Here is an 18,648-nt window from a genome sequence, read left to right as displayed (position 1 = left end):
CTAAGTAGGACCTTCAATGCCAACCACGTATCAACGGGCATTTACTCAGAACTTTTTGGGTAACTCGCCAACCTGGTATAAGCAAGCCATCATCGCTTTCTTAATCATCAACCCAATCGCTTACTTTGCGCTGGGCGACGCGGGCGGCACCGTGGTTGGCTGGATGTTAATCGCCCAGTTCATTTTCACATTGGCGATGGCACTTAAGTGTTACCCACTTCAACCGGGCGGTTTGCTTGCGATTCAAGCCGTTTTTATTGGCTTAACCGACCCCTACACCGTGTACCACGAAGTACAAGGCAATATCCAAGTAATCCTACTACTGATGTTCATGGTAGCAGGCATTTACTTCATGAAAGACCTACTGCTGTTCATTTTTACCCGAATTCTACTTGGTGTCCGTTCTAAACTTGTTCTGTCACTCATTTTTTCATTCATGGCTGCATTTTTATCAGCCTTCTTGGATGCGTTGACGGTAACTGCGGTACTAATCGCCGTGACAGTTGGCTTTTATTCAGTCTACCACCGGGTCGCATCGGGAGCTGAATCAGGACGTCACGATCACTCCAAAGATGATAAGTTACAAGGTGACCAACGTGCTGATTTAGAACAATTCCGCGCCTTTATGCGCTCACTATTAATGCACGGCGCTGTTGGCACCGCATTAGGTGGCGTAATGACGCAAGTGGGCGAACCTCAGAACCTGTTAATCGCCTCTAAATCAGGCTGGGACTTTTTAGAATTCTTCTTGCGTATGGCGCCGGTTACGATTCCAGTCTTCTTTGCTGGTTTGCTGACGGTAATTGTTTTGGAACTCACTGGCTGGTTTGGCTATGGCGCGAAAATTCCCCAGTCGGTGTACAACATCCTTTGTGACTTCCAAGAAAAAGAAGACAAAAAACGCACTAAGCGCGACATCGCCAAACTGGTGGTACAGGGCTTCGCGGCAGTTTTCCTTATTATTGCCTTGGCGACTCACGTAGCAGAAGTAGGCCTCATTGGCTTGGCGATCATTGTTATTCAAACTGCCTTCAACGGCGTGACAGAAGAGCATCAACTAGGCAAGGCGTTTGAAGAAGCATTACCGTTTACCGCCCTACTTGTTGTGTTCTTCACCATTGTTGCCGTCATCCATGACCAACACTTGTTCTCGCCTGTTATTGAGTGGGTACTAGCGTTAGACGAATCGATTCAACCGGCAATGTTCTACATGGCAAACGGCATACTGTCGGCCATTTCTGATAACGTATTCGTGGCGACGGTCTATATCAACGAGGTGGTTGCAGCGCTGAGCAATGGCGTGATCACACAAGAACAGTACGACTTACTAGCGGTCTCTATTAACACAGGTACAAACCTACCATCGGTCGCTACACCAAATGGCCAAGCAGCGTTTTTATTCCTACTAACCTCGGCAATTGCGCCACTGGTTCGCTTGTCATACGGTCGTATGGTTATCATGGCACTGCCTTACACCATTGTCCTAACAATTGTTGGCCTAGTTGGCGTAATGATGCTGTAATCATCCTACACTACTGGTAAAATCGCGCGCCCAACGTAACTAACTCCGGGCGCGCGTTATGTCTGAATTCTCTCCTTGGCGATTTTCTACAGCTCCTATGATGGAGTGGTCTACCCCAGCAACTCGCTGGTTATGGCGCCAGCTAACGCAACACACCCTGCTTTACACCGAAATGGTCACAACTGGCGCGCTGCTAAACGGTGATCAGAATAGATTCCTTGATTTTGATGCCGCCGAGCACCCTGTTGCCCTGCAGCTAGGCGGCTCGAATCCAGCAGAATTAGCCCAGTGTGCCAAAATTGGCCAAAATTGGGGCTACGACGAAATTAACCTAAATGTTGGTTGCCCCTCTGACCGAGTTCAAAAAGGCATGATCGGCGCAGCGTTAATGGCCCATAGCGAGCTCGTTAAAGATGGCATGAAAGCCATGCTAGACGCAGTGGACATTCCGGTAACGATTAAACACCGCATCGGCATCGACGATCATGACAGCTACGAGTTTATGCGTGACTTTGTTGGCACCGTTGCCGAAAGTGGTTGTAAGGTGTTTATTGTGCACGCCCGAAAAGCCATTCTCAAAGGCCTAAGCCCGAAGGAAAACCGTGAGATCCCACCGTTACAGTACGACAAAGTCATTCAGCTAAAACAAGACTTTCCCGACTTAACCATCGTTATTAATGGTGGTATCAAAACACTGGATGAAAGCCAGCACCTGCTAGATCAGGGCCTAGATGGCGTTATGCTAGGCAGAGCCGCCTATCAAGACATCATGGTACTAAGCGAGGTAGATCAACGGATATTCGGTGATAGCCGCCCAACGATTAGCGGCCATGAACTCGTCGAGCGCTACTGCCATGACTACATTGCCAAGCAGCCTGGTCCATTGCGTCATAGCGCCAAACACCTAATGGGGCTATTTCACGGCGTACCGGGCGGGCGCAAATTCCGCCGCTACCTGAGCGAAAACATCCATAAGGACGACGCCGATATTCAGGTCATTCTCGATGCCCTTGCATTGGTAGCAAAGTAAGTCGCAAGATAAGCATTGCAACCAACACAAAAACGTGTAACTTTTGGTTAACAGAAAAAAGGGATAGTTTTGCTTCGCATAGCTTGCCAAGCATAAATTTTCGATGAGTGAAAAGGAAAGGCTATTGAGTCTACTCATCACGCAGTAACCAAGGACCACACACAATGAATGCATTAGAACAACTGAAACAGTTTACTTCTGTTGTTGCAGATACCGGCGACGTCGATAGCATCGCTCAATATCAACCTGACGACGCAACAACCAACCCGTCACTTATTTTAAAAGCGCTGAAGCAAAACCCTGATTCAGAACTGCTTGGCGAGGCCGAAGCCCTTGCCAAGCAGTTGCAACTTCCAACAGCAATGTGCTTAACCGCCTTGTATGGCCGCGAAATCAGTCGCCTAGTGCCTGGCTATGTATCAACTGAAGTTGATCCAAGACTGTCGTTTGATCAAGCTGCAACCGTCGAGCAAGCGAAAGCATTTATCCAACTGTATCAGCAACTCGGCGTTGATACACAGCGCATACTGATTAAAATCGCCGCCACCTGGGAAGGCATTCAAGCTGCACGTCAGTTAGAAGCGGATAACATAAAAACCAATATCACCCTGCTATTCGCGCCGGTGCAAGCGATGGCGGCGGCACAAGCAGGTGCAACGCTGATTTCGCCATTTGTTGGGCGCATATTGGACTGGTACAAAGCCAACCAGCCAGAAGCACTAGAACAAGGCGATCCTGGTGTGGCTTCTGTGCGCACCATTTTCCAAGCGTTCAAAAAGTATGGCTACAACACCATTGTTATGGGTGCGAGTTTTCGCTCGTCTGAGCAAATCATTGCCTTGGCTGGTTGTGACAAACTCACCATCAGCCCTGCGCTTTTGAGTGAACTGCAAAACAGCCAACAGGAAGTCATCCAACAGCTAAGTGGTAGCGCCGATGGCAGCCACGCAGAAGTGGTGACAGAAGCAGCGTTTCGCTGGCAACTAAATGAAGATGCGATGGCGACTGAAAAACTCGCCGAAGGCATTCGTTTATTTAGCCGTGATATCGAGACACTAGAAAATATGGTCGCAAGCCGCTAGTATACTATAAAAGCACGCACCGGCGTGCTTTTATAATCACTTCAAAGGTAACGGTATAATGCAAAACATTGAGTTCTTCGAAACACTCGCAACCCTGCTTGGCGAACTTGATGGCTTTGCGGAGCAGCCATGGCAGCAACCAAACTGGCAAGATGCCACAGTTGCCAAAGCCCTGCGTGATGTTTGGTATCTAGACGGCCAAGATGGGCGTGAAACGCGTTGTTATTATGGTGTTGTGCCGACCACAGATGAACTAGCCATACAGGTTAATCGAATTAATGAGCTTAAGTTGTCAATCAAAACGCAACTGGCCACATTTAAAAACAATGATTGGCAAGCTGATTTTATGCAACGCCTGCCTGAGCTCAACATAAGCCTCGCCGCCCATCAGCTAGGTCGCTTGCATCTAAAACAGCTATGGCGGCAACTGCCTGTGTTTGAAAAGCCAATCAACACCCTTAGATACAGCTGGTATCAGTCGGGTCGCAGCATTAAACGCCTAAGTGTTGTTGATGTGGCAAAGATTCTTGAGAAGCATAATCAAGCCTTGGACCACATTCAGGTGTATTGGGACAAACTAAACCGGCTACCTGAAGACGAACCGCTCGCACAAGTACAAGCCCAAGCACCGGTATTGCGGGCTAACCTTTGGTTTGCCGATGGCGAACGCAAAGCGTTCAATGCGCCAATGCCAGTATTTGCGATGCACCCGCCAGAGAAAATATCTTTCCCAGAACCTTATACACCAGGCCAACGCAAACGGGCGCAGCGCAGTGATGTCAGCATCGACCCCAACCCATATTTACCGGCACTGAGAATTCATCGCTATCTATAAAAAAAGCGCCAGTTGGCGCTTTTTTTAACCTGGCTGATCACTAGCCCAAGCGGTTTAAGCCATTAAAGGCTGCAACCCGATACGCCTCTGCCATCGTCGGATAGTTGAAGGTATGGGAGATGAAGTATTCAATGGTGTTACCACCATGCTTCTGCTCCATAATGGCCTGACCAATATGAAGAATTTCGGCCGCCTGATCCCCAAAACAATGAATGCCTAGCAGCTCTTTGGTTTCGGTATGGAATAAAAGCTTCAGTACCCCAACCTGCTCACCAGTAATTTGCGCGCGTGCCGTTTCTTTAAAGTAGCACTTGCCCACTTCATAAGGCACCTTAGCTTCGGTGAGTTCGCGCTCAGTCATGCCAACCGAGCTAATCTCTGGAATGGTGTAAATACCAGTTGGAATCTCTGCACTATGATCAGCGCCAGGTACCTCTGCTAGATGGCCAGCAACAATGCGGCCTTGGTCATAGGCTGCACTAGCCAGCGATGGCCAACCAATCACATCACCAACGGCATATACGTGCTCACAAGCTGTCTGGAAGTATTCGTTCACTTCTAGTTGGCCGCGCCGATTGGCTTCTAATCCGAGCGTTTCAAGGCCTAGGGTGTCGGTATTACCCGTGCGACCATTAGCCCATAAAAACACATCCGCTTTGATCTTTTTGCCCGACTCAAGCTCCACCACCACATGGTCATCATGGCCAACAACAGATTTAAACGCTTCGTTATGGCGAATTAACACACTTTGGTTGCGCAAGTGATAGCTAAGCGCGTCCGAGATTTCATCATCCAAGAAGCTAAGCAGCTTCGCTCCTGGGTTAACTAAGTCAACCTTAATGCCTAGCCCAGAGAAAATAGATGCGTACTCGCTCCCAATTACCCCAGCACCATAAATACAAATGCGGCGAATATTTCGATCCAGCGTTAAAATTTTATCGGAATCAAAAATATTGGCATGGCTAAAATCTACGCCTGGCGGCTGCCATGGACGAGAACCCGTCGCAATTAGAAACTTTTTGCCATTAATTTGATCATGGTGGTTTTCACCGCCACTCAATACAATTTGATGGCTACCAACGAATCTGGCCTCGCCATTAAACAGATCAACACCGTTTTTGGCGTAGAAACGAGTGCGCATGCGCACTTGCTCGTCGACAACACGCATCGCCATTTCGCGAACTTTGGCGAAAGAAAACCGGTCAATGGTTGACTGCAAATCGGTGAACATTGGGTTTTTGCGCACCTGCATTAGCTGATTGACAGCATGGCGTAGTGCTTTGGAAGGAATGGTACCCTTGTGTGTACAGTTACCGCCAACAATGGCGCGACTGTCTATTGCTGCAACCGACAACCCTGATTTGGCCGCTTGCATTGCGGCACTTTCTCCTGCTGGTCCAGTGCCGATGATTACTAAGTCGTAGCTAAATTCTGCCATATCCCCTCGCCCAAGTTAATGAGCGCGGGAAGCGCTCATTATTTTTTGGTTGCGTCGTATACTTGAACCTTAGCAGGTGCAAGCTGCGCATCCTCATTTTTATTCTCACATTTATTCGGATCGTCACCACATACCGGACACTCATAGTCTGGATCTTGCAGTGCAGCCCCTACACCACCACAGCTGCCTGCGATCGGCTTGCGCCCCATGATAACACCGATCGCCATACCGGCAACAATCACTAACATCAATACAAATACGGCAAGCATAGTTGGCAACATCATCTACTCCTCGTTCACTAGCTCAGTGAATTTTGGGGTCATTGTATCAACAAACTCACCATTTTGGCGAACTATCATGAACATTGCTAAATTGTTAGCCGAAGCCAACTGTTGCCCCTGCTCAGGCCCTACAACGTAGATAGCGGTCGCCCAAGCATCCGCCAAAGCACTTGAGCTCGCTAGTACCGACACCGATGCCATATCATGCTCAATTGGCCAACCACTGCGTGGATCAATCGTGTGAGAGTACCTTTTACCATTCTCTTCGAAATAATTGCGATAGTCACCTGAAGTCGCCAAGGCAATATCCGTTATTTCTAGCACTTTATAAGCTTGGCGAACCACTGAATCTGGTGTTTCTACCGCAACACGCCAAATCTCATCATTGGGCTTTAAGCCTTTAAGACGCATCTCACCGCCAACTTCAACCAGATAACGCTGAAACCCTGCTTCCTCTAGCATGTCTGCGATAACATCTACACCATAGCCCTTAGCAATAGCAGACAAATCCAAACTTAGCGGCGCAAGCTTTCGAACCTGGCCTTCATTTAACTCTAGCATCTGCCAGTTAACAGCTGCCAAGGCATCGGCAATCTCCTGCTCTGCGGGCACAGCATCTGGGCGTTGTAGTGGCCCAAATCCCCAGATATCAACCAGCGGTCTAATGGTTGGATCAAAGGCACCACCAGACTGGCGGGAAACATCTAGTGCCAGAGACAACAGCTGATACATATGCTCAGAAACAGCAATCCATTCGCCAACGGGTGCTTGCGAGATTTGGTTAATTTCTGAGTCCCGTACATAGGTGGAAAAAATATCGCTAAAATCAGAGAGCTCGGCACTGATTTGGCGCGCGACCAAACCCGCTTGTACTTCATTACCCACTAGGGTGATGTTGTACTGCGTACCCATTGTACGACCAGAAAAGCTTTGCAACTGCTCTTTCTGACAACCTACCAAAAGTAAAAGGGAAGCCAAAAGGCTTCCCATCATTAAGATTCGCTTAGTCATCAAGCATTATCCACCAAAGTCGTCGAGCATGATGTTTTCATCCTCAACACCTAGGTCTTTCAACATCTTGATTACCGCAGCGTTCATCATCGGCGGCCCACACATGTAGTATTCACAGTCTTCTGGCGCTTCGTGGTCCTTCAGATAGTTTTCGTACAACACGTTATGGATAAAGCCAGTCAGGCCATCCCAGTTATCTTCTGGTAACGGGTCAGACAGCGCCAAATGCCAATCGAAGTTTTCATTCTCTTCGGCAAGTAGATCATACTCTTCGTTGTAGAAGGTCTCGCGCATAGAGCGGGCACCATACCAGAAGCTGATCTTGCGCTTAGAGTTCAAACGCTTGAGCTGGTCAAAGATATGCGAGCGCATTGGCGCCATACCTGCACCACCACCAATAAATACCATTTCTGCGTCGGTATCTTTGGCGAAGAACTCACCGAATGGACCATACACGTCCATCTTATCACCTGGCTTGAGGTTAAAGACGTACGATGACATTTGACCCGGTGGATGATCGGTACCCGGCGGTGGCGTTGCAATACGAATATTGAACTTAACCACACCTTTCTCTTCTGGGTAGTTCGCCATTGAGTAAGCACGAATCACTTCTTCGTCTACTTTCGATTCTAGATCGAATAGGCCGAATTTTTCCCAGTCGCCGCGGTACTCTTCTTCGATATCAAAGTCTTTAAACTTGATATGATGAGGTGGCGCTTCCAACTGAACATAACCCCCAGCGCGGAAATCAACGTTTTCGCCTTCCGGTAGCTTCAGCGTTAGCTCTTTAATAAAGGTTGCTACGTTCGGGTTTGCTTCAACAGTACAGGTCCACTTTTTAACACCGAAGAATTCAGGTTCCACCTCAATCTTCATGTTTTGTTTAACCGGAACCTGACAAGCCAAGCGCCAACCTTCTTTTAACTCGCCCTTGGTAAACGCAGATGCTTCGGTTGGTAGGGCTTCGCCACCACCATCCAAAACTTTACACTTACACTGAGCACAAGAACCACCACCACCACAAGCTGAGCTCAAGAAAATCTTGTTCGCAGCTAGGGTTTGCAGCAGTTTGCCACCCGCTTCGGTGGTCAAAGTATGCTCTGGGTCTTCATTGATCTCGATTGCTACATCGCCAGTGTTCACTAGCTTCGAGCGCGCGCTCAGAATGATCGCTACCAGTGCAAGCACAATAACGATAAACAGCACAACGCCACTAATAATTTCTATTGCCATGCTTCCTCCTGCTTACAACTGCACGCCAGAGAATGAAAGGAAGCCAAGTGACATCAGACCAACAGTGATAAAGGTAATACCCAAACCACGCAGACCCTCTGGCACATCGCTGTACTTCATCTTCTCACGGATACCAGCCAGCGCAGCAATTGCTAACGCCCAGCCAACCCCAGCACCAAGGCCATATACCACTGACTCGCCAAAACCATAGTCGCGGTTTACCATAAACAGTGACGCACCAAGAATGGCACAGTTCACTGTAATCAGCGGTAAGAACACACCTAAAGCGTTATAAAGCGCTGGCATGTACTTATCTAGCACCATCTCAAGAATCTGTACCATTGCAGCGATGACGCCAATGTATGACAGATAGCCCAAGAAGCTTAAGTCAACATCCGGTAAACCAGCCCAAGCCAGCGCACCTTCACGTAGCAGGTAGTTATAAAGCAAGTTATTCACTGGCACAGTGATGGTGAGTACCACAATTACAGCAATACCTAAACCAATGGCTGCATCTACTTTTTTAGAGATCGCAATAAAAGTACACATCCCTAAGAAGAACGCCAGTGCCATGTTTTCAACAAAAATGGCTTTAACGAACAAGCTAATTAAGGCTTCCATTATTGCGCCTCCTTCGCCACGTTTGGCTTAATCTTGAACTCAGGTGCTTCGACTTGCTCTGGTTTCCATGTTCGGATAATCCAGATGAAACCACCAATCAAGAAGAATGCGGCTGGGGCAAGCAGCATCAAACCATTGGCTTCATACCAACCACCTTCAGTAGTCAATGGTAGAATTTCGAGGCCTAACAATTTGCCCGTGCCAAATAGCTCACGGAATGCACCAACAAATACCAATACCACACCGTAGCCTAGGCCGTTACCCACACCATCTAGGAACGACATGCCAGGCGGGTTTTGCATCGCAAAGGCTTCGGCACGACCCATCACGATACAGTTGGTAATGATTAGCCCAACGAATACCGAAAGCTGCTTCGACATTTCGTATGCGAAGGCTTTCAGCATTTGGTCTACCAAGATTACCAATGACGCAATAATGGTCATTTGCACAATAATGCGAATGCTTGAAGGGATGTAGTTTCGAATCATCGAAACAAACAAGTTCGAGAATGCCGTTACGAACACTACCGCAGCAGTCATAACTAACGAAACTTGCAAACTTGTCGTTACCGCCAATGCCGAACAAATACCCAAGATCTGAAGACCAATCGGGTTATTGTTGAACAGCGGATTTACCATAATCTCTTTAGTTTTAGCCATGATTACGCCTCACCTGCTGCTAAGTTTTGTAAGAATGGCTGAAAACCACGCTCACCCAACCAGAACTTAACAAAATTATCCACACCACGAGTGGTTAGTGTTGCACCGCTCAAGCCATCTACTTCATAAGGGCTTGAAGCATCTGCAGCGCCCCCTTTGGTGATAGTAATTTCAACGTCACCGTCCAAGTAAACCTGCTTACCTGGCCACTGCGCCTTCCAACGTTCGTTGTCCACTTCACCACCCAGGCCTGGTGTTTCCCCATGCTCATAGAAGCCTAAGCCAGCAATGGTGTTTAAGTCTGACTCAAGTGCAACAAAGCCATAGAGCGTCGACCAGAGGCCGTATCCACGGATAGGTAGAATAACTTTATCTACTTCTCCTGCTGTATCACGCACAATATAAACCAACGAATGGTTTTCTTGACGAATGATACCGGCTGGGTCATCTGATAGCTTTTCAGAACGAGCAGGATCAGACGCTGCTTTGCGCTGATCAAACGTTGCAGCGTCGATATCATCTGCAAATTTACCAGTTTCCAAGTCAATCACGCGCGTTTCAATCTGCTCAAACGACTCTTCAACCGTTTTACCTGGCTCAAGCAAGTCTGCAGATGCCAAGATATTGGTTTTCATGTCCAACTCAGCATTTAGCTTTTGAGTTGAACGAAGTGATACTGCGGCTACCGATACAACGATCGCGCAGACTAGACACACAAGGAACGCTACCGTGACTGTGTATCCAACGGTTTCCTTCTTAGCTGACACGAGCAACCCTCCGCTTAACATTGCGCTGGACAACAAAGTGGTCGATTAATGGCGAGAACAAGTTGGCGAATAGAATCGCCAGCATCATGCCCTCTGGGTAGGCTGGGTTCACTACGCGAATCAAGACCACCATCACGCCAATCAAGGCACCAAACCAATACTTACCGGTATTTGTCATCGACGCCGACACAGGATCGGTTGCCATAAAGATCATACCAAAGGCAAAACCACCTAGTACTAGGTGCCAGTACCATGGCAGGTTCATCATTGGGTTGGTGTCTGAACCAATTAGGTTGAACAGCGTCGAGGTCACCACCATGCCAAGGAACACGCCCAATACAATGCGCCATGCTGCAATTCGCATTGACAGCAACACTGCACCACCAATGAAAATCATCAGCGTTGATACTTCACCCATCGAGCCTTGAATTGTGCCGATGAAGGCATCCATCCAAGTAATCGCCTGACCACCAGCATCAATAACCATGCCTGAGAAGCCGATTAATGGGTCTGCCGCTAGGCTTAGTGCCGTTGCGCCAGCAAAACCGTCGACGGCTGTCCATACCGCATCACCCGACATATAAGCAGGGTATGCAAAGAACAAGAACGCGCGACCAGTCAGTGCTGGGTTCAAGAAGTTTTTACCGGTACCACCGAAGACTTCTTTACCAAATACCACGCCGAAGGTGATACCCAGTGCAGCCGCCCAAAGTGGGGTAGTAGGAGGTAGTGTTAGCGCAAGCAGCACAGAGGTTACGAAGAAGCCTTCGTTGATCTCATGCTTGCGAACAATCGCAAACAGTACTTCCCAGAATGCACCAACGGCGAAGACCGTCAGATAGACCGGCATGAAGTACCAGAAGCCGTACCAGAAGTTGTCCCAAATGCTCGTTGGATCGTTACCGGCAAATAGGCCGATCAGCGCTTGACGCCAACCTTCACCCATCGACAAGCCACCTTCAATCGCCAGGTTAGCCTGTAAACCGATGTTGTACATACCAAAGATCATCGCCGGGAAGGTCATCAACCATACCGTGATCATCACGCGTTTTAAGTCAATGCCGTCGCGTACGTGCGCAGTCGACTTGGTCACGCTGTTTGGGCTGTAAAAAATGGTATCTACCGCTTCAAACAGCGCATACCATTTTTCATGTTTGCCACCAGGTTGAAAATGTGGCTCTAGCTTATGTAGTGTAGATTTCAGCATGGTTTAGCCCTCTAATTCGATTCGAGTCAGGTTTTCACGCAGAATCGGACCGTATTCGTACTTGCCCACACAGGCATACGTACAAAGTGCCAAATCTTCTTCATCTAACTCTAAACAACCTAAACGCTCTGCCGTTTCAATATCACCAACGGCCAGTGCACGAAGCAGCTGAGTTGGCAGAATATCAAGCGGCATCACACGCTCATACTGACCAATCGGCACCATCGCACGCTCAGAGCCGTTAGTAGTAGTGGTGAAGTCGAGTTTTTTCTTACCAAACACCGAAGCAAAAATTGGCGTCACCGAGTGCATGTTAAAACCAGCTCTCAGATAGCGGAATAGAATGCGTTCGTGACCTTCTTCCAGAATCGATACCTGAGAATGGAAACGACCAAGGTAGGCGGTTGCGTTTTTCGCCAAACGACCACCAAACACCGAACCAGAGATAATGCGGTTATCACCTTCTTTGGCTTCGTTCGCGACCAGCTCATTTAGGCTAGCGCCCACTTCTGTTCGCACAAGACGTGGTTGTTTTGCTTTTGGCCCAGCCACCGCAACGACTCGCTGCGTGTAGATGCGACCAGTCAAGAACAGTTCACCAAAGGCGATGACGTCCTGATAACCAATATGCCAAACCGAACGCTCAGCATGTACAGGCGATAAGAAATGAATATGGGTGCCAACCAAACCAGCCGGGTGAGGGCCATCAAATTGCTCGGTCGTTGCGCCGTCAATGCTAGGAACATTGCTATTCGGTGCGCTAACCACAAACAGCTTGCCCTCTGTTAGCTTGCGCAGAATCTGTAAGCCCGCTTTAAAGCTTTCAGTTTTTTCAGCAATGATTACGGCAGGGTCTGCCGCCAATGGGTTGGTATCCATTGCGTTGACAAAGATATCAGCCGGTGTGCTATCTATCGCAGGCACCTTGCTGAAAGGGCGGGTACGCAGCGCTGTCCACTGACCCGATTCAACCAACTGATCCACAATCGCCTGACGCTCGAGGCCCGCCAATTGATCGCTGCTGTATTGCTTGAATGTAACTTCTTCGTCACCTTCTTTTTTTATAACCAACGACTCGAATACTCGTCGCGCGCCACGGTTAACAGCGATCACCTCGCCTGCCACCGGCGACGTGTATTGCACACCCGCTGTTTTTTTATCGGTAAAAAGCACTTGGCCCTTTTTCACCTTGTCGCCTTCACGCACTGCCATGGTTGGCTTCATACCAACATAGTCATAGCCAACAAGCGCTACCGTCGACACAGCGGCACCAGCGTCAATACGCTGTTCCGGCTGGCCTGTAATAGGCAGGTCAAGGCCTTTTTTGATTTTAATCATGCACCTTGCCCAAGTGTTGATGAACGGCAAAAGCTGGTAGTTAAACCAGTTAGCCACTTCAAACGTCAATGTTCGGCACCCTATAATTCGTGGGCACCACCCTGAACTGCGGGTGAGTATACCGTTTGTAACCCTAGTCAATCTAGGTCTTTGTTGCCAACAAAGTGGTATATCTGCTTACGATCGGTAAAAATATGTCAAAAACCCAGCAACGGAGTTCATTAGATGTCGGTTTTAGAAATCCCTCAGCATGCTGGTGACCAGCTATGGTTAGGCGGCGTAGACCTACCCGCCCGCGGTTACCAGATTGCGCAAATTGCCAAAGATGCCCAGGGGCCTGTTGTCTGCATCTGCCAGCGTTCCGACGAGCTAGAGCAACTCAGTGAAGAACTCTCAGTTTTTTTGCAAAATGTTGAAATTTATCGCCTACCGGATTGGGAAACCCTACCCTACGATCAGTTCTCACCAAACCAAGATATCGTCTCAGATCGACTGCTAACGCTGTCGTCGTTACCATTAGTTAAGCACGGCGTCATTCTCTTAACAGTAACGGCGGCAATGCAGTACTTGGCCCCTCGCAGCTATATTGGCGCTGAAGTCCTAAAAATTGAGACCGGCCAGCAACTCTCAATGGCTGGTCTGGAGCAACGGCTTGCCGCTAGTGGTTATAGACGTGTCGACACCGTGTGGGAACACGGCGAGTTTGCTGTGCGCGGAAGCATCGTTGACTTATATCCAATGGGTGCGGCCAAGCCAGTGCGGATTGAGTTTTTTGATGATGAAGTAGAAACCCTACGCTGGTTCGACCCTGAAAATCAGCGAACCATCAAACCAGCAGACAGCATTTCTTTGTTACCCGGTCATGAGTTTCCAACTGATGAGCAAGCCATTAGTCGCTTTCGCCAGCAATTCCGCTTAGCGTTTGATGTCAATGTAAACCACTGTCCTATTTACCAAGACATTTCCGAAGGCATAATGACGCCCGGCATTGAAGCTTGGTTACCCTTGTTTTTTGAGCCTAACAGTCTAGAGACAATTTTTGACTACTTGCCTGAAAACACGGTTATCACCAGCTTTGCAGGGCTTGAAGCTCAGGTTGACCAACAATGGCAAGAAGTGAATCAACGCTACGAGTCGTTGCGGCACGACATAACCCGGCCATTATTAGCACCGCAAGACTTGTATCAGCGCAAGGAACTATTCTTTTCAGCATTGAAGGGCCTACCGCGCATCCACCTAAGCAGTGCAGAGCACCCAAATAACAAAGGCCACCACAACTTAGGGTTATTAAAAGGCGGCGAATACCCGATTGATCATACCGACGAGCAGCCACTGCGGGCATTAGAAGCCCATTTACTGCAGAGTGAGCAGCGCACACTGTTTATTGCTGAGTCACCTGGTCGGCGCGAAGCCCTAATTGATTGGCTGCAAAAAATTCGCATCACACCAAAAACCATCGAGCATTTTGATGAGTTCGCTACAGCGACAACAGCAACCGCCATCATGGTGGCGCCGATTGAATTTGGCTTCAGCATACCCGAGTTAGACATTGAACTGATTGGCGAAGGGCAATTATTTGGCGGCAACCAGGTTGCTCAGCGCAAGCGCCGCAAGCGTGGGCAAGATGCCACCGATATGTTCATCAAAAACCTTGGTGAACTAAAAGAAGGCGACTTGGTCGTGCACTCAGACCATGGTATTGGTCAATATCAAGGGCTTGTAACATTAGATGTGGGCGGCGAACAGAATGAGTTTTTGCTATTAACCTACAACAACGACGACAAGCTCTATGTACCGGTCTCGTCGCTGCAGCTTATCTCGCGCTACGCTGGGGGCGATACTGAGCATCTACCCCTATCGCGCCTAGGCAGCGATAAGTGGACGACAGCTAAGCGCAAAGCGGCGGAGAAAATTCGAGATACCGCCGCCGAATTATTAGGCGTTTACGCCCTACGGGAAGCGCGCGAAGGCCATCAATACCCGTATCCTGGTGAAGACTACCGACGTTTTGCTGCGGGTTTTCCCTTTGAAGAAACAGAAGACCAAGCACAAGCCATCAATGCTGTGCTGCAAGATATGATGAAAGCACAGCCGATGGACCGCTTGGTATGTGGTGATGTGGGCTTCGGTAAAACCGAAGTGGCCATGCGTGCGGCGTTTATGGCAGCGCATGGTGGCAAACAGGTGGCCGTATTGGTACCCACCACGCTGTTAGCACAACAACACTATGAAAACTTCCGCGACCGATTTGCTGACTGGCCAATCAACATTGAGGTGCTATCCCGTTTTCGCACCGGCAAACAAACCGACGCTGTGATTGAAAGCCTAGCGGCTGGTAAAACCGACATTATTGTTGCAACCCACAAGCTGCTATCAAAAGACATTCGCTTCAAAGACTTAGGCTTATTGATTATTGATGAAGAGCACCGGTTTGGTGTTGCACAGAAAGAAAAAATCAAAGCGCTTCGCACCCAGGTTGACATCCTAACCATGACGGCCACGCCGATTCCGCGCACATTAAATATGGCCATGCACAGCATTCGTGACTTATCGATCATCGCCACGCCACCAGCTCGACGCTTATCGGTAAAAACTTTCGTCCGCCGATTTGATGAATCGCTCATCAAAGAGGCACTATTGCGCGAGTTGCTGCGCGGCGGTCAGGTATATTTCTTACACAATGAAGTCAAAACCATCAACCGAATGGCCGAGACCATTCAAAAGCTGGTCCCAGAAGCACGTATTGGTATCGGCCATGGCCAAATGAGTGAGCGCGAACTTGAGCGAGTGATGAGTGACTTCCACCACAAGCGTTTTAATGTATTGGTGTGTACCACCATTATCGAAACCGGTATTGATATCCCTTCGGCCAATACTATAGTCATCAACCGTGCCGACAAGTTTGGCCTAGCGCAACTACACCAGCTTCGTGGCCGTGTTGGTCGCTCGCACCACCAAGCTTATGCTTGGCTGCTGACCCCAGAAGAAAAAACCACGTTAACCAAAGACGCCGAAAAACGCCTAGACGCGATTGCCGCCACCCAAGACTTGGGCGCTGGCTTTAACCTTGCGTCCCACGACCTTGAAATTCGTGGTGCAGGTGAGTTGTTAGGTGAAGAGCAATCTGGGCAAATGGAAGCCATCGGCTTCACACTCTATATGGAAATGCTTGAAAAAGCGGTTGCCGCCATGCGTGCTGGCATCACCCCTGATTTCGACGAGCAAAGCAGCCATACCGAAGTAAACTTACGCCTGCCAGCGCTAATACCTGATGATTACATGCCAGACGTCGCCACCCGACTAAACTTTTATAAACGTATTGCTAGTGCGGCGGATGATGACGATATCAAATCACTGCAGGTTGAGTTGATCGACCGATTTGGTTTATTGCCTGAGCCACTAAAGAACTTGTTCCGCCAAACTCGCTTGCGCATGCAATGTGAAGCATTAAAAATCAACCGTATCGACTTTGGTCCAGATGGTGGTACGTTTGACTTCGATAGTAAAACCTTGGTCGACCCCTACCATCTTGTTATGCTGGTACAGTCGAAACCGAGCAACTATCAGCTGCGTGGTGAACGCTTAATTGTTCACCGCAGTACCGACAATGCGGTAAAACGCTTTGAGCTGGTAGAAGGACTGATGGCACAATTTAAAACTCGAGAGGATGTAGCGTGAGATTAGCCATTTTGCTGTTGGTAGCACTCAGTGCCACCGTAAGTGCCACCGAGCGCTGGTACCAAATTGACGTATTGGTATTTAGCCAAACATCAGAGGCTGGAAAGTTTCCTGAGCAATGGCCCTACAAGCTTAACCGTCGTGAGTTTAGCCTACAGCCGATACAACCGACCCTACCCATGCCTGCGCCAACCTCTAATGCACAGCCATTGCGCGTTCCATTTCAAGGGGAAGCGCTCATTGAGCGAGTCGGCAATAGTTACCAGCCTAAAGCACGTACATTAGTACCCGAAGCAGATCGCCAGTTGCAGTTTGCCATCGATCAGTTTGCCCGCCAAAGCCGCTATACCACGCTTGGCTATTGGAGCTGGTACGAGCCGATGATTGAAGGCCAAGCAAACGAGTTTCCGGTAGCGATTAAAGCTGTTGATAGCAACGGCACGTGGGAGCTTAATGGCGAACTGTCGCTGCGCTTGAGCCGGTTTATTCACATAGATAGCAAAGTTGAGTGGCAGCGTGACGTTGAAATCATTAGCCAAACCGTCACGATTGAAGACACACCAGAAGCGCGCATGCAGGCCCTTCAAGATGCACCAACCGTCGAACAAGGGATAGAAACTTTAGTGATTGAGCAAGCGGCGAGAATGCGTTCAAACGAGCTGCACTATCTAGATCACCCTGAGTTTGGGGTATTGCTTCGCGCCCAGCCAATTGAAGTCGCCGTTGAACAATAATTAAAGAAGATAANCCCTCTCACAGAACCGCACGTACGGACCTCGTATACGGCTCCTGCATACTTCTTATCTGTTCTCGTCCAGACAGAATTCCCGTTTTAACTTCCTCAAGATTATATAAACCTAGCTCCGCAAACCACTTATTAGGCATCGCATAACTTGCTAGTGGACTTCGGGCATTGCACCACCTTGTCAGGCTTATTTGCTTAAATGGTGGTTTGTACCCTAACTGCCTCAGGCGTCTGTGCAGGCGGCTTGGCTTTTTCCAGAGCCTTAGCTGTATGCTGCGCAATCGCCTTCGTATCCAACTTGCTAGTTGTTTGAATGCACGGCTCGCATTCGCAATTCGAAAATACTGACTGAATCCTCGTAATAGCGGATTTAATCGTTTAAGGATTTCCACTAAAGGCTTACCGCTATTTCTTTTGGTAAGCCTCTTAACTTCGGATTTGAACCGCTTGAGCTTTTTGTCTTGGATTCGCGTGTACTTGCTGTGTATTTCAACACCCAAGAACTTTATCCCTTCATCGCTGTGGGCAATGTGGGTTTTGCGGTCGTTGACGTTGAGCTTCAGCTGTTCTGTGAGTATTTTGGTCGCTTGAGCTTTGGCATTCTTTGCCCCTGCTTTGCTTTTACACAAGATCAATATGTCATCGGCGTAGCGAACAATACGATGGTTGCGTTTTTTCATTTCTTGATCAAACGCATCCAAGTAAATGTTCGCTAGTAATGGACTTATTACTCCGCCTTGTGGGCTGCCTTGGGTATTGGCATGCCACTGACCATTATCCATCACACCACTCGTCAGAAATTGTTTGACTAGTGCAAGCACACTTCTATCCCTAATCCGCTTTTTCAAACTGCTTAGGATCAGCTCGTGATCGAGCCGATCAAAGCATTTGGATAGATCCATATCGACAACATGTTGTCGTTGATAGCGGCGAATAAAAAGCGTGGCTTTGGTGATAGCGTCTTGTGCACTTCGGTTCGGCCTGTACCCGTAGCTAGACGGGTGAAAGCTTGGGTCAAAGATTGGCATCAGCAGGCTGGTTAGAGCTTGCTGTACTACTCGGTCTCTAACGGTTGGAATGCCCAGTAATCGCTCTGTGCCATCTTCCTTGGGTATTCTGACCCGACGGACTGGTTGAGCACGATACTGCTTGGTTTTTAATTCATTGAGGAGATGTTCAAGTTCATGATCAAGGTTGCCTG

At 48.6% G+C, this 18,648-nt stretch carries 16 protein-coding genes; 6 read left to right on the top strand and 10 right to left on the bottom strand.

Annotated elements, in window-relative coordinates:
• The first annotated feature begins 16 nt into the window (after positions 1-16).
• From nhaB to DUW71_RS12065, 4 genes are all read left to right on the top strand, one after another.
• On the top strand, positions 17-1,522 hold the full coding sequence (nhaB, locus tag DUW71_RS12080) for a sodium/proton antiporter NhaB (RefSeq protein ID WP_119395513.1): 1,506 nt from the start codon (positions 17-19) through the stop codon (positions 1,520-1,522).
• 58 nt (positions 1,523-1,580) lie between these two features.
• Complete coding sequence (gene dusA / locus DUW71_RS12075) at positions 1,581-2,552, top strand: tRNA dihydrouridine(20/20a) synthase DusA (RefSeq protein ID WP_119395512.1); 972 nt, start codon at positions 1,581-1,583, stop codon at positions 2,550-2,552.
• A 164-nt stretch (positions 2,553-2,716) separates the two neighbouring features.
• Entirely contained in the window at positions 2,717-3,634 is a 918-nt protein-coding gene (locus DUW71_RS12070) for a transaldolase family protein (RefSeq protein ID WP_119395511.1), read from the top strand.
• A 58-nt stretch (positions 3,635-3,692) separates the two neighbouring features.
• Entirely contained in the window at positions 3,693-4,469 is a 777-nt protein-coding gene (locus DUW71_RS12065; RefSeq protein WP_119395510.1) for a DNA replication terminus site-binding protein, read from the top strand.
• A 40-nt stretch (positions 4,470-4,509) separates the two neighbouring features.
• Here DUW71_RS12065 and sthA read toward each other — a convergent pair whose 3' ends face one another.
• The 9 genes from sthA to DUW71_RS12020 are packed head-to-tail and all read right to left on the bottom strand — an operon-like array spanning position 4,510 to position 13,024.
• Entirely contained in the window at positions 4,510-5,907 is a 1,398-nt protein-coding gene (sthA, locus tag DUW71_RS12060) for a Si-specific NAD(P)(+) transhydrogenase (RefSeq protein ID WP_119395509.1), read from the bottom strand.
• A 38-nt stretch (positions 5,908-5,945) separates the two neighbouring features.
• Positions 5,946-6,191: a (Na+)-NQR maturation NqrM gene (gene nqrM / locus DUW71_RS12055; protein ID WP_325048585.1), complete on the bottom strand. Its 246-nt coding sequence runs from the start codon at positions 6,189-6,191 to the stop codon at positions 5,946-5,948.
• Complete coding sequence (locus DUW71_RS12050) at positions 6,192-7,199, bottom strand: FAD:protein FMN transferase (protein ID WP_119395508.1); 1,008 nt, start codon at positions 7,197-7,199, stop codon at positions 6,192-6,194.
• A gap of 6 nt (positions 7,200-7,205) precedes the next feature.
• Positions 7,206-8,432 carry an NADH:ubiquinone reductase (Na(+)-transporting) subunit F gene (gene nqrF, locus DUW71_RS12045; RefSeq protein ID WP_119395507.1) on the bottom strand — a complete coding sequence of 409 codons (1,227 nt, stop codon included), beginning with the start codon at positions 8,430-8,432 and terminating at the stop codon, positions 7,206-7,208.
• Positions 8,433-8,444: 12 nt separating this feature from the next.
• Complete coding sequence (nqrE, locus tag DUW71_RS12040) at positions 8,445-9,053, bottom strand: NADH:ubiquinone reductase (Na(+)-transporting) subunit E (RefSeq protein WP_119395506.1); 609 nt, start codon at positions 9,051-9,053, stop codon at positions 8,445-8,447.
• On the bottom strand, positions 9,053-9,712 hold the full coding sequence (locus DUW71_RS12035; RefSeq protein ID WP_119395505.1) for an NADH:ubiquinone reductase (Na(+)-transporting) subunit D: 660 nt from the start codon (positions 9,710-9,712) through the stop codon (positions 9,053-9,055). Before DUW71_RS12035 ends, nqrE begins: the two co-directional genes overlap by 1 nt.
• A 2-nt stretch (positions 9,713-9,714) precedes the next feature.
• Positions 9,715-10,500: a Na(+)-translocating NADH-quinone reductase subunit C gene (locus tag DUW71_RS12030; protein WP_119395670.1), complete on the bottom strand. Its 786-nt coding sequence runs from the start codon at positions 10,498-10,500 to the stop codon at positions 9,715-9,717.
• Positions 10,469-11,686 carry an NADH:ubiquinone reductase (Na(+)-transporting) subunit B gene (locus DUW71_RS12025; protein WP_119395504.1) on the bottom strand — a complete coding sequence of 406 codons (1,218 nt, stop codon included), beginning with the start codon at positions 11,684-11,686 and terminating at the stop codon, positions 10,469-10,471. The genes DUW71_RS12030 and DUW71_RS12025 overlap by 32 nt, the downstream gene beginning before the upstream one ends.
• 3 nt (positions 11,687-11,689) lie before the next feature.
• Entirely contained in the window at positions 11,690-13,024 is a 1,335-nt protein-coding gene (locus DUW71_RS12020) for a Na(+)-translocating NADH-quinone reductase subunit A (RefSeq protein WP_119395669.1), read from the bottom strand.
• A gap of 225 nt (positions 13,025-13,249) precedes the next feature.
• Between DUW71_RS12020 and mfd the strand changes: the two genes are divergently transcribed.
• Positions 13,250-16,702, top strand: coding sequence for a transcription-repair coupling factor (mfd, locus tag DUW71_RS12015; RefSeq protein ID WP_119395503.1), 3,453 nt, complete (start codon positions 13,250-13,252; stop codon positions 16,700-16,702).
• On the top strand, positions 16,699-17,436 hold the full coding sequence (locus tag DUW71_RS12010) for a CsiV family protein (protein WP_119395502.1): 738 nt from the start codon (positions 16,699-16,701) through the stop codon (positions 17,434-17,436). Before mfd ends, DUW71_RS12010 begins: the two co-directional genes overlap by 4 nt.
• A gap of 19 nt (positions 17,437-17,455) precedes the next feature.
• Here DUW71_RS12010 and ltrA read toward each other — a convergent pair.
• A partial coding sequence (gene ltrA, locus DUW71_RS12005; protein ID WP_119395501.1) for a group II intron reverse transcriptase/maturase occupies positions 17,456-18,648 on the bottom strand: 1,193 nt, incomplete at its 5' end.

It is taken from the genome of Salinibius halmophilus (genome assembly GCF_003577475.1).
In the GTDB taxonomy this organism is placed as follows: Bacteria; Pseudomonadota; Gammaproteobacteria; order Pseudomonadales; family Natronospirillaceae; genus Salinibius; species Salinibius halmophilus.
This window is presented reverse-complemented; position numbering and strand designations above follow the sequence as displayed.

Excerpts from the sequence above, each read along its gene's own strand:
- nqrF (WP_119395507.1), bottom strand. The coding sequence starts at position 8,432 with ATGGCAATAGAAATTATTAGTGGCGTTGTGCTGTTTATCGTTATTGTG.
- DUW71_RS12065 (WP_119395510.1), top strand. The coding sequence starts at position 3,693 with ATGCAAAACATTGAGTTCTTCGAAACACTCGCAACCCTGCTTGGCGAA.
- DUW71_RS12030 (WP_119395670.1), bottom strand. The coding sequence starts at position 10,500 with ATGTTAAGCGGAGGGTTGCTCGTGTCAGCTAAGAAGGAAACCGTTGGA.
- DUW71_RS12025 (WP_119395504.1), bottom strand. The coding sequence starts at position 11,686 with ATGCTGAAATCTACACTACATAAGCTAGAGCCACATTTTCAACCTGGT.
- DUW71_RS12035 (WP_119395505.1), bottom strand. The coding sequence starts at position 9,712 with ATGGCTAAAACTAAAGAGATTATGGTAAATCCGCTGTTCAACAATAAC.
- DUW71_RS12020 (WP_119395669.1), bottom strand. The coding sequence starts at position 13,024 with ATGATTAAAATCAAAAAAGGCCTTGACCTGCCTATTACAGGCCAGCCG.
- nqrE (WP_119395506.1), bottom strand. The coding sequence starts at position 9,053 with ATGGAAGCCTTAATTAGCTTGTTCGTTAAAGCCATTTTTGTTGAAAAC.
- DUW71_RS12050 (WP_119395508.1), bottom strand. The coding sequence starts at position 7,199 with ATGACTAAGCGAATCTTAATGATGGGAAGCCTTTTGGCTTCCCTTTTA.
- nhaB (WP_119395513.1), top strand. The coding sequence starts at position 17 with ATGCCAACCACGTATCAACGGGCATTTACTCAGAACTTTTTGGGTAAC.
- dusA (WP_119395512.1), top strand. The coding sequence starts at position 1,581 with ATGTCTGAATTCTCTCCTTGGCGATTTTCTACAGCTCCTATGATGGAG.
- nqrM (WP_325048585.1), bottom strand. The coding sequence starts at position 6,191 with ATGATGTTGCCAACTATGCTTGCCGTATTTGTATTGATGTTAGTGATT.
- DUW71_RS12070 (WP_119395511.1), top strand. The coding sequence starts at position 2,717 with ATGAATGCATTAGAACAACTGAAACAGTTTACTTCTGTTGTTGCAGAT.
- sthA (WP_119395509.1), bottom strand. The coding sequence starts at position 5,907 with ATGGCAGAATTTAGCTACGACTTAGTAATCATCGGCACTGGACCAGCA.
- mfd (WP_119395503.1), top strand. The coding sequence starts at position 13,250 with ATGTCGGTTTTAGAAATCCCTCAGCATGCTGGTGACCAGCTATGGTTA.